Annotated in this window: 13 protein-coding genes; 5 read left to right on the forward strand and 8 right to left on the reverse strand. The window is 64.4% G+C overall.

Translation table 11 applies throughout. From position 1 onward, the window contains the following. Positions 1-752 precede the first annotated feature (752 nt). A complete protein-coding gene (locus GRZ55_RS17775; RefSeq protein ID WP_306785614.1) occupies positions 753-2,123 on the forward strand; it encodes a DUF6600 domain-containing protein in 1,371 nt (456 codons plus the stop codon). Positions 2,124-2,297: 174 nt separating this feature from the next. Here the strand turns inward: GRZ55_RS17775 and GRZ55_RS17780 are convergent, their stop codons facing one another. After that, positions 2,298-3,320, reverse strand: a complete 1,023-nt coding sequence (locus GRZ55_RS17780; RefSeq protein WP_169288307.1) for a TRAP transporter substrate-binding protein — start codon at positions 3,318-3,320, stop codon at positions 2,298-2,300. Positions 3,321-3,376: 56 nt separating this feature from the next. Next, positions 3,377-4,606 carry a cytochrome P450 gene (locus GRZ55_RS17785; protein WP_368856639.1) on the reverse strand — a complete coding sequence of 410 codons (1,230 nt, stop codon included), beginning with the start codon at positions 4,604-4,606 and terminating at the stop codon, positions 3,377-3,379. 126 nt (positions 4,607-4,732) lie between these two features. On the opposite strand from GRZ55_RS17785, the gene GRZ55_RS17790 reads away from it, so the two are divergent. Then, positions 4,733-5,263 carry a MarR family winged helix-turn-helix transcriptional regulator gene (locus tag GRZ55_RS17790; protein ID WP_169288308.1) on the forward strand — a complete coding sequence of 177 codons (531 nt, stop codon included), beginning with the start codon at positions 4,733-4,735 and terminating at the stop codon, positions 5,261-5,263. Between the two features lie 178 nt (positions 5,264-5,441). Here GRZ55_RS17790 and GRZ55_RS17795 read toward each other — a convergent pair whose 3' ends face one another. The 3 genes from GRZ55_RS17795 to GRZ55_RS17805 all read right to left on the reverse strand — a co-directional run bounded on the left by GRZ55_RS17795 (position 5,442) and on the right by GRZ55_RS17805 (position 8,769). After that, the gene (locus tag GRZ55_RS17795) at positions 5,442-6,596 is read right to left on the reverse strand and encodes a S9 family peptidase (protein WP_210257410.1); all 1,155 of its coding nucleotides are present in this window, start codon (positions 6,594-6,596) and stop codon (positions 5,442-5,444) included. Positions 6,597-6,648: 52 nt separating this feature from the next. Then, on the reverse strand, positions 6,649-7,767 hold the full coding sequence (locus GRZ55_RS17800) for an FAD-dependent monooxygenase (RefSeq protein ID WP_169288310.1): 1,119 nt from the start codon (positions 7,765-7,767) through the stop codon (positions 6,649-6,651). 81 nt (positions 7,768-7,848) lie between these two features. Beyond that, the gene (locus GRZ55_RS17805) at positions 7,849-8,769 is read right to left on the reverse strand and encodes a LysR family transcriptional regulator (protein ID WP_169288311.1); all 921 of its coding nucleotides are present in this window, start codon (positions 8,767-8,769) and stop codon (positions 7,849-7,851) included. A 190-nt stretch (positions 8,770-8,959) separates the two neighbouring features. Between GRZ55_RS17805 and GRZ55_RS17810 the strand changes: the two genes are divergently transcribed. From GRZ55_RS17810 to GRZ55_RS17820, 3 genes are all read left to right on the forward strand, one after another. Beyond that, positions 8,960-9,964 carry a TRAP transporter substrate-binding protein gene (locus GRZ55_RS17810; RefSeq protein ID WP_169288312.1) on the forward strand — a complete coding sequence of 335 codons (1,005 nt, stop codon included), beginning with the start codon at positions 8,960-8,962 and terminating at the stop codon, positions 9,962-9,964. A 134-nt stretch (positions 9,965-10,098) separates the two neighbouring features. Further along, a complete protein-coding gene (locus tag GRZ55_RS17815) occupies positions 10,099-11,043 on the forward strand; it encodes a VOC family protein (RefSeq protein WP_169288313.1) in 945 nt (314 codons plus the stop codon). 2 nt (positions 11,044-11,045) lie between these two features. Further along, complete coding sequence (locus tag GRZ55_RS17820) at positions 11,046-11,441, forward strand: Rieske 2Fe-2S domain-containing protein (RefSeq protein ID WP_169288314.1); 396 nt, start codon at positions 11,046-11,048, stop codon at positions 11,439-11,441. 104 nt (positions 11,442-11,545) lie between these two features. On the opposite strand, the gene GRZ55_RS17825 is transcribed toward GRZ55_RS17820, so the two are convergent. From GRZ55_RS17825 to GRZ55_RS17835, 3 genes are read right to left on the reverse strand one after another with little or no spacing between them, the layout of a single operon-like run. Beyond that, complete coding sequence (locus GRZ55_RS17825; protein ID WP_169288315.1) at positions 11,546-13,480, reverse strand: TRAP transporter large permease subunit; 1,935 nt, start codon at positions 13,478-13,480, stop codon at positions 11,546-11,548. Then, on the reverse strand, positions 13,477-14,457 hold the full coding sequence (locus GRZ55_RS17830; protein ID WP_169288316.1) for a fumarylacetoacetate hydrolase family protein: 981 nt from the start codon (positions 14,455-14,457) through the stop codon (positions 13,477-13,479). Before GRZ55_RS17830 ends, GRZ55_RS17825 begins: the two co-directional genes overlap by 4 nt. Before the next feature lie 19 nt (positions 14,458-14,476). After that, positions 14,477-15,250: a cyclase family protein gene (locus GRZ55_RS17835; protein ID WP_169288317.1), complete on the reverse strand. Its 774-nt coding sequence runs from the start codon at positions 15,248-15,250 to the stop codon at positions 14,477-14,479. Positions 15,251-15,416 lie beyond the last annotated feature (166 nt).

The following is a 15,416-nucleotide window of genomic DNA, read 5'->3' on the forward strand; positions in this document are numbered from 1 at the left end:
CACCTCCTCCGCCGCCCCCGCCAGCACCTCCGCCACCGCCGCCGCCAGCACCGCCGCCACCGCCTCCGCCTGCACCGCCGCCGCCGGCCGAACCTCCTCCTCCGCCGCCACCACCAGCACCGCCTCCGCCTGAACCTCCTCCGCCGCCTCCGCCACCGCCGCCACCGCCTTGGGCAGCGGCCGGTCGTGCGAAAGCGGCCAGACAGAACGCGGACGCTGTCAGACCGAGCAGCAGATTTCTTCTTGATGTGGGCATCTCAGTCACGTTCATGCTCCGTTGCACGGCATGTTCATGGCTTCGGCGTGGTTTGGCAATGGGACAAAAGGAAAGCCCGCCAGACCGGCGGTCTGGCGGGCATCGGCATAGGAAGGGACTTTACTATACCGATCGGTGCGGCCTAGGCGCTGACGCCTACGGCAAACATAAGAAGGCTCAATCCAAAGACCGGGATGAGGAGCCATCGCGCCTGATAAACACTGTTGGCCATGTTTCATTTTCCTCATGATGGTTGTGGCAGCCTGCATTCGAAGTCGACGGAAGAACCGCGGAGCCAGTCCAGCGTTCCAGCACTTATCGCCGTCGGGACCAATGCCACGGGACGACCAGACCTTGGTCTGAATCGGGAGGCCACCAAAGTCGCGAAGCGCGCGGCCCGAAGTCCCTGGATGGACATGTGGCGGAGGCTTGATGAACTTTGGCGACGCAAATGCGTTTGCTGGCGGAAGGGACCTTTGAAGAAGGATCAGCGAAGATGCGCTGGACAGCAAAGGCGTCCCTTTTTGCAGGTGTCGCGACGATCGCGGTCTCGATTGGCTTCGTACCGCAACCCACCAATTTCCCTTCAAGCACCATCTACGACGCAGTCCCCGTTCAGTTGGGATCCGTCGCTCATGCACAGGCACGACTCTCCGTAGGGATATTCTTCGACAGGTTGCAGCCGCACGGGCGGTGGGTTCGTCACCGAGCGCACGGCCTTGTGTTTGTACCTGCGGGCGTCGGACGCGATTGGCGGCCCTACACTGCCGGACGCTGGGTCCATACCAGCGATCACGGCTGGTACTGGCTTTCCGACGAGCCTTTCGGATGGGCCACCTATCATTATGGCCGCTGGGGCTACAGCCGGATCTATGGCTGGTACTGGGTGCCGGGCAATGTTTGGGCGCCGGCCTGGGTCACCTGGCGCACCGGCGACGACGTGATTGGATGGGCACCCCTTGCACCGGAAAGACGAGGTTATTCCTGGGGCACGCCGTCGGCCTTCCGACCTCCCGTCGCCGAAAGTTGGGTCTTCGTTGAAACCCGCTATGTGACTGCCCCCCGCCTCGTTCAGTATGTCACTCCTATCGTGGAAATCCCCGTCTATCTCAGCAGGGCGACCACCCGCGTAGATCTGCGCGTGGAACAGAACATCGTCATCAACCAGCCCATCGAGATCACCCAGATCGAGAATGTGTTGGTCGAGCCGGTCCAGACCATGGAACTGACCTTCTCGGACGACCCGGAGGCGGCAGCTTCCACGGAGGCCGGGATCGTAGCTTTCCAGGCCGATATCTCCGAGGAGGAGCCGGAGGAGGTCCCTGCCAACATTGTTGAGTCGCCGGAGGAGCTCGACGAGCCTGTCCTCATCGAGGAGTCGCTCGATGAGGTACCGGCGGACGCCGATGCCCCGAGCGCTTCGGAGGTCGAGGACGACGAGGCGGCAGAACCGGAAGCCGAAGCCCCGGCCGAAGACGATGAGCCCACCCCGGCTGAGACCGAGGAGGAGCTGGAGGAACCGGCCGCCGAGCCTGAGGCCGAGGAAGGCGAAGTCGAGACGTCGCCCGAAGGGGCCGTGACGGAGGAGACCGACCCCGCCCCCGAGGAACCCGTCGAGGAGGAAGCTGAGGAGCCGGCTCGCGACCAGCCCGCGCCGGAACAGCCGCCAGCGGCCGAAGAAGAGGCTCCCGCAGAACCTGCCGAGCCGGAGGCCCAGGATCAGGAAGTTCCTGAACCCGCGGAAATGCCAGCCGAATCCGACGCGCCTGCCGATGGGCCTGTGGAACCGGAGGACGGCGAAGCGGAGACTTCGGATGAACAACCGGCCGAGGAGCAGGTCTGTCCCGAGGGACAGGAGACCTGCTGAACGGCAACAATCAGACGGAAAAGTCCCCCCGGCGTCGGGGGGACTTTTTCGCTGAAATGAATTGTCTGCCGGCTTCCGTGAGAGCCGCCATATGCTGGGGCCCGGAGCCCATCAGTGCCAAATGAAATGGCCCGCGCGTCTCGACCGGCGCGGGCCAGCGCAACAAGTGGCGAACTATTCCACCAGGGAGTTGTGGCTGCGCATGATCTGCTGGAACGAGTGGAAGATCTCGTCGGGGTCGTGACCTGCTGCCGCGACATCCTCACGCCAGGCGTCAAGCAGCGGCTCCGCGGCCGCCTGCCAAAGCGCGGTCTCCTCCTCGGTGGGCCGGTAGAGCTCATGGCCTTCCAGCGCCGCCATGCGCGCCACGCCGTCTTCCTCGACCTGCGCCCAGCCATAGGCGAGCTTTTCCGCCCATTCGCTGGTGCAATGTTCGTCGATCACCGCCTGATCCTCGGCCGACATCCCCTCGTAGCTGGTCTTGTTCAGCGCCATCATGAACATCGCTACGTAGAGGGGCAGGTCGAGATGGTAGGATACCGTATCCTGAAACCCGAAAAGGAAGACGCCGTCCCACGGAAACGAGACCGCCTGTGCGGTCCCGCGCGACAGCAGCTCTCGAACTTCCGGTGCGGGCACCTGCACGCTGGTTCCTCCGAGGAGACCCACGAAGCGGCTCATCGATGCGTGCGCTGGTCGCACCGCAAGTCCGCTGACATCATCGGGGACACGGATCGGCTGTGTAGAATGAAAAGTGCCGGGGGTGTGAAGGAAGGCCATGCAGAAATGCACGTCGCTCATCTCTTCGGCGGCATATGCGCGATACCATTCATCGAAGGCACGTGATCCCGCCTTCGCATTCGTAATCATGAAAGGCAATTCGCCCAATCCCGCGATTGGGAACCGGCCAGGCTGGTAGCCGGGGTTCACGAAGGTGATGTCGGCAATGCCGTCGCGCGCCATGTCGTAGTGGTCGACCGCGTTCCCGAGTTGCTGGGAGGGATAGATGGTGATGCTGATGCGGCCCCCCGAAGCCTCGCTGATCGACTGGCTCCACGGGATCCAGCCCGTGGGATGGAGTGCGTGCTGCGTTGGCAGCCAATGCGAGAGCCGAAGCTCCACCTCCGAAGCATAGGCACCTCCAGTGACGCCGAGCGACAATGCACACGCCAGCAACAACCCCTTGTGGTTCTTCATGTCATTCCTCCCATTTGACCTTGGCCTCTCTCGGGCCCATTCCTAAGTTCGACGTTTCATCGCGCCTCCACGCGAACATGCATGTGCCGATAGGCGCGCACGGTGTTGTTGAGGTGCATCCGGGGTTCGCCGAGCAATTCGAACCGCTTGACGCGCTTCAGAAGGGCATTGAAAACGACCTCGGCCTCCAGCTTGGCCACCATCTGGCCGACACATTTGTGAATGCCGTTGCCGAAGCCGACATGGCCGAGCGTCCGACGCGTGATGTCGAAGAGATGGGGCTCGTGGAAAACGCGTTCGTCCCAGTTTGCCGCGGCCAGGAAAAGAAGGACCTTCTGGTCCTTGGGAACGACGACGTCGCCCACTTTCGTTTCTCTGGTGGTCGTCCTGAAGAACGTCTGCACGGGCGAGGCCCACCGCACCACCTCATCGAAAGCCGGACGAACGAGTTGCGGATTTTCGAACAGGTGCTGCCACTGATCGGGAAAGCGGGCAAAGGCGAGGATACTGGCACCCAGCCCGGTGACGGTCGTGTCGAGGCCCGCGGTGAGCATGGAGCGGACAAGGACCTCGCCCTCATCCTCGTCCAGGCGTCCCGCATCAACCGCGGCAAAGATCGCCGCGCCAAAACCGCCAGGCGAAATCGCTTCCCGACGACTGTTCTCGAAGATCCATGCGCGAACCGTATCGGCCGTCCGCGTCGACCGATGAAAACGGTCGTTGCGGGGGCCGAAGGAGTTGAAAGCCATGTCGCCCCATGGCAACAGATGCTCCCTGCCGTCCTCGCGAAGCCCTACGGCATCGGGAAACACCTTGAGGACGAAGGGCTCGGCCAGATCCTTCAGGGCATCAAACTCGCCCCGGGCGACAAGTTCGTCGGCCAGCCTTTCCGCCTCCGTCTCGAATGCCGCCTTCATTCGGCCCACGGCAGGCAATGACATGACCCCGTTCATGATGGTGCGGGTCTTTTCGTGAACGGGAGGGTCCACCTCAAGCAGGAGACTGGAAGGACGCCAACGTTCGCCGTAGCGCAGATCGTCAAGTCCGACACCGGCGGCGGAGGAAAATGTCTGCCAATCGCGCAATGCGGCATGAACCTCCGCATGACGTGCCATTGCCGGCACACCGTAGCGCGACAAGAACACCATGGAGCCGGCGTCGCGCAATTGGGCGTGAAGCGGCTGGGGATCCGTCAGATTGGCGTCATCGAAAGGATCGATGTCGAGCGAGGGAATCTGGTCGAGTGTTCTCGCCCTGGTGGCATGCTCCTCCGCCGTCGTGTTCACGCGCGCATCCTCCCGGTAGCTGCCGTCGTTGTTGTCATGTCAAGAAAGAAGGATTTTTGTTGTCATGTCAACTAGCGTTGCATGACCGATCCCGAGGCGCTATCAACTGCAAGTTGGGGAGACGACATGAACGAACTCGATGACGCGCTGTTTCTTGTTGCGGTGACCGACGAAAGCGAGAGCGAAACGCATCACACGCTGAGCTTCTCGCGTTCGACGACAGTGCTGCTGACCTTTGCGGCCAACCGGTTCACCCGCAGCGCCTCGCGCTTCTACCAGCAGAGATTTGGAATGGGCGCCATGGATTGGCGCATGCTCGTGATGCTCACGAGAGAGCCGGATGCATCCGTATCGCGGGCTTCTGCCGTGATCGGCATCGACAAGGCCGCGGTCAGCAGATCGCTCGGGCGGCTGGAGGAAGCCGGCCTGGCAATCGCTTCAACGCCCACCTCCAACCCCCGGAGACGGTCCTGGCGGCTGACCAAAAAGGGCCATCAACTGCATGGCGAGATTCTGGAAGTGGCGCTTTCTCGGCAGAGACGCCTACTGGAGGGGTTTTCTGCAGAGGAAGTGGAGCGGATGAACGACATGCTGCGCCGGTTCATGGCAAATCTGGAAGCCATGGATGCCGAAAGGCAGTCCGACGTCGATCAGTGAGACCGCGCGGGCTTCATGAACTGGGCAGGCCAGTGATGTCCGGCACGCGCTTCAGCACGCGGCGCAACACTTCCGCCAGTTGCTCGACTTCATCAGGAGCCTGATCCCCGACAAGCACCGCCTCACGCCCATGAGCCCGTGTGGGATCAGAACCCCGGGCACCCCGCATTTGCCTGGCTCAGGCGAGCCGGCCGCCCAGCGTCTCGGCGAACCAGTCGGCGATGTAGGAGCGCCCGAAGCTCATGTTGTCGGCACCGACATGCTCCACGCCGCCCTCGCGCGCGGTGAAGATCTTCAGCTCCCTGCGTGGTGAGTTGACGAGCTGGTCGTAGCTCTGGTGCGCGTAGTCGACGCTGATCTGCCGGTCGTTCGCGCCATGCGTGACCAGGAAGGGCACCTTGATCCTGTCCATGACGCCGTTGAGGTGCATGCCGGAGGACTTTTCGAGGAAGTCGTCCATGTCCTTGGCGCCGAACACCCATTGGACGTGGTTCCAGTAATGCGGCACGGGGTTTTCGCCTTCGCGCTTCAGCCGCTTCTGCTGGACTTCCGCCCAGTTGTGGTTGGCGCCCCACACTGCGCCGGAGGCAAAGCGCGGCTCGAACGCGCAGACGCGCGGCGCGTAGAAGCCGCCGAGAGAGATGCCGGTGATGCCGATCCGCTCGGCATCGACATCCGCGCGTGCGGCCAGCCATTCATAGACCGGGGTGCCCCAATCCTCGGATTTCCACGTTGCAGGCAGGCCGTGGCGGCGCAGCGTCTCGCCCGTGCCGGGCTGGTCCACGGAGAGCGTGGAAATGCCGCGACGGGCCAGCTCCTGGGGCAGGCGCGACCAGAAGAGCAGCTCCTTGCAGCTGTCGAGACCGTTCAGATAGACGACGGCCGGTGCCGGCCCCTCGACGCCCTCCGCGCGGGTGTAGAGAACGGGAATGACCTTGCCCTGATAGGGTATTTCGAAGCGCTCGACATTGGCGTGGCTGTAGCGCGTGCCGCGCTCGAAGGCGTCGAGCGCCTTGGCATAGGTCTCGGCGCGGCCGGGATGACCGTGCCCCTGCATGCGCTCCGCCGTCAGCAGGTAGAGGGCTGCGCGCTGGAGCTTGGCGCCGGCCGAAAGAAGCCTGCCCTTCTCCTCGTCCTCGGCGGCCAGGCCGATCAGCCTGTCGGCGACCTTCATCCATTCGGCCAGGAACTCGCCGGTGCCCGCGTCCTCGCCCGCCTGCGCCTTTTCCAGCAGCGGCTGGCACATATCCATGATCTCGCCAAGCTCGCCGCCGCTCGCCATCGCAATGGAGATGGAGAGGTTCCAGACGTAGTTGGGGAAGTAGTCGAACATGGCCATGTGCCGGTATCTCCTTCGAGCGTCGCCCTGCCTTGGGGCTGCGGATTCAGATGGGTTGCGCCATGAGGGCGATCGTCTCTCGGTTGAGCGCCGGCACGTCGACATGCTCGATCTTGCCCATCTGGCTTTCGCCGATGCGCACCGAGTTCATCGCGACGAAGCGGGTCCTGTCGAAACGCCTGGCGCGGAAGGCCGCGAAGGCCGCCTCGGGATCGGCTGCCGCCGCGAGCTCCTCCGCCAGCACCAGACCGTCCTCGATCGCCATGCCTGCGCCTTGGGCGAGATGGGGCGTCGAGGCGTGCACGGCGTCGCCAAGGAGGACGACGCGCCCCTTGTGCCATGGGCCATCAAGGAAGATCGTCTCGAGCGGACGGCCCACGACGCTGGCGTCGTCCGTGACCTGGTCCGCCAGGGCGACGATCTGCGGCGCGTTGCCCGCCATGCGCTCGCGCATGGCGGCGGCCGAGCCCTCCAGGGCCAGACGGAAGCCTTCCGGCTCCTCGCTGAGCAGGAACATGTACATCTGGCCCTTGCCGAGCGGCACCAGTCCCGCGCCGCGCTGGCCGACGAAGATGCGGATGCCGGTCATGTCGTCGGGCTGAGGGAAGTTGTAGCGCCAGACCCACTGGCCCGTGTAGCGCGGCTTCGGCGCCTCCGGCATGATCTGGGCGCGGGTGCGCGAATGCACACCATCGGCCCCGACCACGATGTCGTAGCGCGCGGACTTCCCGTCAGAGAACGTCACCTCCACGCCCTCGCCGTCATCGTCGAAGCGCTTGGCGGTGACGCCGAGCCGGACGGTGGCGCCCAGCTCGTTCGCCTTGGTCGCGAGCACCCGCTGCAGGTCGGTGCGCCTGATGCCGGCATTCGACGGATACTCGGGACCGGCCAGGCGTGGCGTCGGGAATTCCGCGATCTTCTGACCGCCGGGATTGTACATCTCGGTCCTGTCGAAGCCATAGGCCTCCGCCATGTAGGCGTCGAGCAGGCCGAGCGTGCCCATCGCGCGGACGACGTTGAACTGCTGGATGATGCCCACGCCATAGACTGTCCAGTCGGGATCCTTCTCGATGATCTCGACGCGGTAATCCTTGTGGCCGAGAGCGATGGCCGCCGTCAGACCGCCGATGCCCCCGCCGATCACGAGTACGGATTTTGTGTGCATGATGATCCTCCCTCCGTCGCGCTTTAGCGGCTGGGGCTCGATCTGAAAAATCAAGACTACGGATGGCGACCATTCATGGCGTCAATGATCGACCTGCTCGGTCATCTCTCTCGCCGCCTGTTCGAAGATGCCGCGAAGCCACACGAGCCCTGCATCCCTGCTGCGGTGTCCGTGCCACTGGAGCACTTCGTCGAGCCTTACCCACTCGAAGGGAAGAGGGTGGATCTCGATCGGCAACTGCCGCTTTGCCTGCCGCGCGATCAAGCCGTGCACGGTGGCGATCCGGTCGGTGCCGACCACGAGGTAGGGCAAGGAGGTGAAGCTGTAGCTCGTCGTCTCGATGCGCCGGGCAATGCCGCGCCGCTCCATGAACTGGTCTTCGAACGACATCGCGCCGGTGCTGGGGACCATGCGCACATGTCCGGCCTCGGCGAAGTCCTTCACCGTCAGTTCCTTGCCGGCATGCGCGCCCTCGCTCCAGACCACGCAGCAATAGTCGTCCTCGAAGAGCGGCGTCCAGGGGTGTTCGGGCGAGGAGAATATCTTCGGCGCCACCAGCAGGTCGGCCTCACCTCGGTCGATCTCCAGATAGGGAAAGGTCTGCTGCGGCAGGAGACGGAACCGGATGGTCGGCGACGCCTCATAAGCGAGCCGCAGCACATGCGGCATGAGAACCTGCATCGTGAAGTCCGATAGAAGAATCGAGAACTGCCGGCTCGACTGCGCCGGATCGAACTCGGATTCCGCCGAGATCGCCGCGTCGACACGAACGAGAATGTCGCGGACCGCATCCTGCATGGCCTCGGCCCGCGGCGTCAGTTCGAGGCGCCGACCGACCTGCACCAGAAGCGGGTCATCGAAATACTGCCGGAGCCGCGTCAGGGCATTGCTCATCGCCGACTGGCTCATGTTCATCTGCTCGGCCGCGCGCGAAATCGAGCGGAGCCGCAGCATCAGGTCGAGCGCGACCAGCAGGTTCAGATCGAGGCGCTTGAAGCGCATGTGAGTATCCTCCGTCCCGGTCCGCGTGGCAGCAGACCCCTCATACGCAGGATGATGGGTACGGGTCTGATATTCAAGCAATCAATAGGAAGCATTCGATCATTGAGTTTTCTGAAGTCATGGCCGGTGTGTAGGCTGCGCCGACAGCTTGGCCGGCAAAGGCCGGGTCTGCCATCAGGGAGGAATTCGAATGAAACCATTTGCCAAGGCGCTGCTGCTGACCAGCGCGCTGGTCTTTTCCGGCAATGCGCTCGCCCAGGAGACACTCGTCTTCGGGACAACCAATCCGGAACAGCATCCCATCAACACTGGCTTTCTCACACCCTGGGCGGAGCGCATCAACGCAGATGCGAACGGCGCGGTGACCATCGATCTGCGGCACGGGCCGGCCATCGCCAACCACACCAATTTCTACGATCGGGCCGTCGACGACGTGATCCAGATCGCCTGGGGACTGTCGGTGACCAATCCCGGCAAGTTCGGTCCAGTGCTCGTGGCAAGCCTGCCCTTCCTGGTGGAAAGCTCCGAGCAGGGCACCATCGCAGTCTGCAGCATGTACGAGCAGGGCGCGTTCGATTCCGCGATCAGCGATATCGTACCGCTGCTGTGGGTGGAGTTTCCGCAGGCATCCCTGCACATGAACGGCCGGCCGGCCACCAGCCTCGACGACATGGCGGGCCAGAAGGTCATCACCACCACGCCGGCCGCTGCCGGAATCGTCAGCGCCTATGGCGGCGCGCCGCTGTCCTTCGGCGTCCACGAGAAATACGAGGCTCTCCAGCGCGGTACCGCGGAGGGCTCGATGATCAACTTCACCGCCTTCGCCGCGTTCCGGCTGAACGAGGTGACCACCGACCACTACATCATCCCGCTGGGCGGCGCCGCCGGACTCGTCTTCATGATGCGCGATCGCTGGGACGGCCTTTCCGAGGAAGCCCAGGAAGCCATCATGCGGCATTCGGGCTGCGAGGGAAGCCGGGCCTTCGGCCAGTTTGTGGATCAGTGGGAGGCCAGCGCCCTCGAGGCGGTCGAGAATGCCGAGGGCCACACGGTCACACGCGCCACGGAAGAGGAAATCGCCACGGCCCGCGAGCGCCTCGGGCCCGCCACGCAGGAAGCCTTCGCCCAGCGCGTACCGGGCGGAGCGGAACTGGTCGAGATGTTCATTCAGGAGCTCGAAGCGGCCAAGCAGTAACGATCATGGCCGGCGCCATCGGCGCCGGCCACCAGATTTGGTGCTCGATCCGTCGCCCGATTGCGCACGCAACGGCGCAGGCGAAACGCGACTTTTCGGGCACAAATAGGACAAAGAGAATCAGGAGACAGCCGATGCGCATCATTGGTCCCGACGAACTCATCTTTGGCGTCGACGATCTCGATGCCTGCCGCACCTTCCTCGTGGATTACGGTCTGACGGAAGTCGATCGAACCGAGGCCGGGGGCAGCTATCATGCCCTCGACGGCACGGGCGTGACTCTGCGTCGGCGCGACGATCCCGCCCTGCCCAAGCCGCTGCCGACCGCCAGCATGCTGCGCAAGACAATCTACGGCGTTGAGGATCAGGAGACGCTGGACCAGATCGCGGCAGAGCTGGACAAGGATCGCGAGGTCGTGCGCGAAGCGGATGGTTCGCTGTCGTGTCGCGACGATCTCGATTTCGCGCTCGGATTCCGCATCACGACGCGCAAGAAGCTGGATCTGCCCGCGGAACTGATCAACAGCCCCGGCGCCAGGCCAGGCCGCGGGCCGAACGTCATCGGCGCGAACCAGGACGCGGAGGCAAAGCCGCGTACGCTTTCGCACATCGTCTACTTCGTGCCCGACATGGACCGGATGACGCAGTTTTATATCGACCGGCTGAAATTCGTCGTCACCGACAAGTTCACCAATACCGGTCCGTTCCTGCGCCCGCAGGCGAACTTCGATCATCACGTCCTGTTCATGATCCAGACGCCGGCCTACATGCAGGGCCTCGAGCACCTGGCCTTCCACATGCAGGGCCCGACCGAGCTGATGCTGGCGGGCTCGCGCATGGTCAAGATGGGTTATGAGAGCTTCTGGGGGCCCGGCCGCCACAAATTCGGCTCGAACTGGTTCTGGTACTTCAACTCGCCGCTGGGCACCCATGTCGAGTATGACGCCGACATGGATCTGCATGATGGCGAGTGGGTGGAGCGCGAGACGCCGATGTCGGCCGAGGCAGCCCAGCTTTTCCTCTTCGAGAATGTCGAGAAATGGGCGCCGGGCGGGCCGCCCCCCGGCAAGAAGGATTGACGATGAACGCGGCTTCCCGCCGCAGGTTCGAGCCGCGCGAGATCGTCGAGCCGCTGTGCCGGTTCGGCGATCTCGTCGACGGCAAGTCCAGGGGGTTCGACCCGCTGGGCGAAGGGCGCGACACGATGTTTCTCGTCCGCCGGGGCGATGCCGTTCACGCCTGGCGCAACCACTGCCCCCATTACGACCGGGCCCGCATGGCCTGGAAGAAGGACGAGTTTCTCGATCCATCCGGCGAGCAGGTCATGTGCTTCGCCCACGGCGCCCTGTTCGCGATCGACACCGGCGAATGCACGCTCGGACCCTGTCTCGGCCAGAGCCTGACGCCGGTCGAGGTGGAACTGCGCGATGGCGCAGTCTGGGTGAAGGGTTTCTACGAGCCGGGCTTCAGAAGATAGGCCCCTGCCGCGTCGCGGATCTCCACACGGCTCATGGCCGCTCTGCGGCCGTGTCTGCCTGTGGCGAGCCTAGCTTCTTCGCACCTGCTATCGCTTCACCAGGATCACCGCATCGTCGATGGCAGCCACAGCACCAGCGCCGGGAAGGCGATCAGCAGCGCTATCTTGATCACGTCGGCCGCGATGAAGGGCAGGACTCCGCGCATGATGCGGACCAGCGGCAGGGTCGGCTGAAGGCTCTTGATGACGAAGAGATTGATCCCGAAGGGCGGCGTGATCAGGCCCAGCTCGACGATGATGAGCATCAGCACGCCCCAGAAATAGATGTCGAAACCAAGCCCGACGATGATCGGGGTGACGACCGGGACGGTGATGACCATCACCGCGAAGGAATCCATCACGGCGCCCAGCACGAGATAGAACAGGATGAAGAACAGGAGGATCACCAGCGGCGACATGTCGAGCCCGCCGATCCAGCGCGCCACGAAATCAGGCGCCTCGCCGAGATTGACGAAGAACGAGAAAATGAGCGCGCCGAAGATCAGGCCGTAGATCAGTGCCGTGGTGGCCGTCGTTTCCGACATCACGGACAGGAAGCGCATCCTGTTGAGCGCGCCGCGCGACAGGGCCAGCAGGAAGGCCCCCACAGCGCCCACCGCCGCGCTCTCCGTCACCGTGAAGATGCCGCCATAGAGCCCGCCGATGACGAGCGTGAACAGGAGGATCACCGGCAGCGCGCGCATCAGTGCGGGCAGGATCGGCTCGATGTCCTTGTCCGGCGGCGGCGCGGCATCCGGGTTCATGCGCACGACGACGGTGATCGCCGCGAAATAGAGCAGCAGGGCAAGGAGCGCCGGCACCACTGCCGCCATGAAAAGGGTGGCGATGGATTCCTCCGTCAGCAGCGCGAAGAGGATGATCGCGCCCGAGGGTGGCACGAGAGCGCCGAGCGTTCCGCCGGCGGCTACCGATCCGGTGGCGAAGGATGGCGAATAGCCGCGCCTGTTCATCTCGGGCAGCGCGATGCGGCCGAAAGTGGCCGCGGTGGCCACCGACGAGCCGGACACCGCGCCGAAGCCCGCGCAGCCGGCGACCGTCGCATAGGCGAGGCCGCCGCGTATGCGCCCCAGAACCGCATAGGCCAGCCGGTAGATGTCGCTGGAGATGCCGGCCGCGACCGCGAAACTGCCCATCATGAGGAAGAGCGGCAGGGTTGCCACCTGCGGGTTCATCAGGAATTCCATCGAATCGGTGGCGAAGACGTTGCCTGACGACGCACCGCCGATGAAAAGCATGGTCCCGAAGACGCCAATGAACCCGGTGACGGCGGCGATCGGCAGTTGCGCCAGCACACCCAGCCAGAGCACGAAGAAGGCCACGACCACGAACCAACCGGGATTGCCCGTGGCGAAAGCGACGAGACCGGCATAGTCGAAGACGTACCAGAAGAGCGTGGCGGCCAGCAGCGCGCTCAAAAGCAGCAGGACGGCCGCGCCGACCGGCGTCGTTCTGCCGCCGTCGGCGGCAGGGGGCGGTTGCACGAGGTCCAGGATCACGTTGCCCAGCTGGACGAGGGCGGCCACGGACATTGCGCCTGCGACGAAGAAATAGGTCGGCGCGATCGGCCAGTTCAGGATCAGCGTCGCACGCGCCTGGCCGTGGAATCGCAGGCCGAGCGTCCATATCCGCCAGGCGAGCAGCGCGAAGAACAGGGCGAGCAGCAACGATCCAAGCACGTTCAGCCACCGCGCGACGCGGGGGCTGATGGACTGCCCCAGCAGGTCGACCTTCAGGTTTACGCGACGTGCCGCGCCGGCAGGCAGGGTGGCCGCGATTGCCATGGCGAAGACCTGTGCCATCACCTCGTTCAGCGCGACGATTGCCACGTTGAAGAACCAGCGCATCAACACGTCCGAGACGACGACGATGGCGCCGGTCAGCATGCCGAGCACGGCGAGCGCGGAAACGACGTCGCTGCCTGTGCCCAGGACACGCTCGAAGGGCGTGCCCGGCCGGCCCGCCGCGGTCGGAGCGCTCACCGCTGCGCTCCACGCACCGTCTGGTCGATTGCACCGAATAGAGGCGAACCATCGGGGAGCCGCGCCTCCATGCGCACGCGGTCGCCGAAGGCCATGAAATCCGTCTTCGGCGCGCCTTCGTCCAGCATCTCGATTCCTCTTCGCTCGGCAATGCAGGAGGAGCCGACCTCGCGGAAATTGGCGTTCGAGACCGTGCCGGAACCGACGACGGTTCCAGCCACGAGGTCGCGGGAATATGCGGCGTGCGCGATGAGCCCGTCGAAGCCGATCGACATGTCATCCCCATGCGCGGCGCCGAAGCGCGCGCCGTTCCAGTCGACCTCGAGCGGCAGCGCAACCTGGCAGTCGCGCCAGGCATCGCCCAATTCGTCGGGAGTGACTGCGACCGGCGCCATGGAGCAATGCGGCTTGCATTGCAGCCAGCCGAAGCCGGTCCGCATCTCGACGGGCGCTATGCGGCGCAGGCTCCAGTCGTTGATCTGGACGACCAGGCGGATGTGGGAAGCAGCTTCCGCCGGGCTTGCACCCATGGGCACCGCATCGGTGATGACGCCGAATTCGCCCTCGAAATCGATGCCGTCCTCGGCCGAAGGCAGGCGCACGTCCTCGGTCGGTCCGAGGAAACGGTCGGATACGCCCTGATACATCAGGGGCCGGTCGCTGCCGGCCTTGGCGTCGATGCCGAACACCTTGGCCATCAGCGCGCCATGGCTGTCATAGGCCGAGCCGTCCAGCCACTGCCAGGCGCGCGGCAAGGGGGCCAGTGCGCCGGAGGGATCGAAGGCGATTTCGCCAGGCACCGACAAATCATTCAGGGCGGCATACTCTTCCTCCAGCGCATCCACGATGTCGACCCAACGGTCGAGCGCCTGCTGCAGGGTTCCGGCGGCCCGGGCCGGGACGGCTCGCGCATTGTCGCGCGAGACAAGGTGCAGCCGCCCGTCGAGGCTGCCATTCGGCAGTGTCGCAAATCGCATCTCTTCCTCCCCGACGCCTTCAGTCTTTCAGTATCGCCACAGGCCTGCACCAGCCCGCCGAGCCACGGTCGACCTTTACGGGAAAGGCCATCACGTCGAACCCGGTCGGAGGCAGGGCTTCAAGATTGCCCAGCTTTTCAATGTGGCAGTAGACGGTCTCGGCGCCGGCCTTGTGTCCCTCCCAGAAGAGGGAGTAATCGCCCGTTTCCCGGATACGCTTCATCTGCGACATCAAGGGTGCGTCCCAGCTCCAGGCGTCGGTCCCGCACACCCGCATGCCGCGGGATGTCAGCCAGAGCGTCGCTTCCCTGCCCATGCCGCAACCGGCCGAGACGTAGTCGTCCTGGCCGTATCGGGAGCCGGCGCGCGTGTTGACGAGCACGATGTCACCGGGCTTCAGCTCATGCCCGATGCGATCGAGTTCGGCTTCGACCTCCGCTGCCGTGCAGACGTGTCCATCGGGCAGGTGGCGGAAATCGAGCTTGACGCCCGGCCCCATGCACCATTCGAGTGGCACCTTGTCGATCGTCAGCGCCGGCTTACCGTTGTCCATGGTCGGATGATAGTGCCACGGCGCATCCATGTGCGTGCCGTTATGGGTAGAGAGTTCGCAGAGCTCGACCGCCGCACCCTTCCCCTCCAGCTGCTTGTCGGCCGGAATCCCGAACATCCGCTCGAATTCCAGGGCACCGCTATCGTGGCCGACATGGGTGATCTTGGGTTCGAGGCCCGGCGGGTCCGTGCGCAACCCTGCCGTCAGCACCACGGATAGATCGATGATCCTGCTCGTCATTCGACGTCCTCCTCCCCGCCACACGGTGCCAGGCACCAGGCGGTAACAACTCTCCTTGCCGGCGCTTCGCCCCCCATCCTGCGAGAGCGGAAGATATCCTCCCGGCCTTGGAGACGGACGCTAGCCAGCGGCCACCCATTTGTCGAATGGATAGAGGTGATGCGAT

This window comes from Chelativorans sp. ZYF759, assembly GCF_012911015.1.
In the GTDB taxonomy this organism is placed as follows: domain Bacteria; phylum Pseudomonadota; class Alphaproteobacteria; order Rhizobiales; family Rhizobiaceae; genus ZYF759.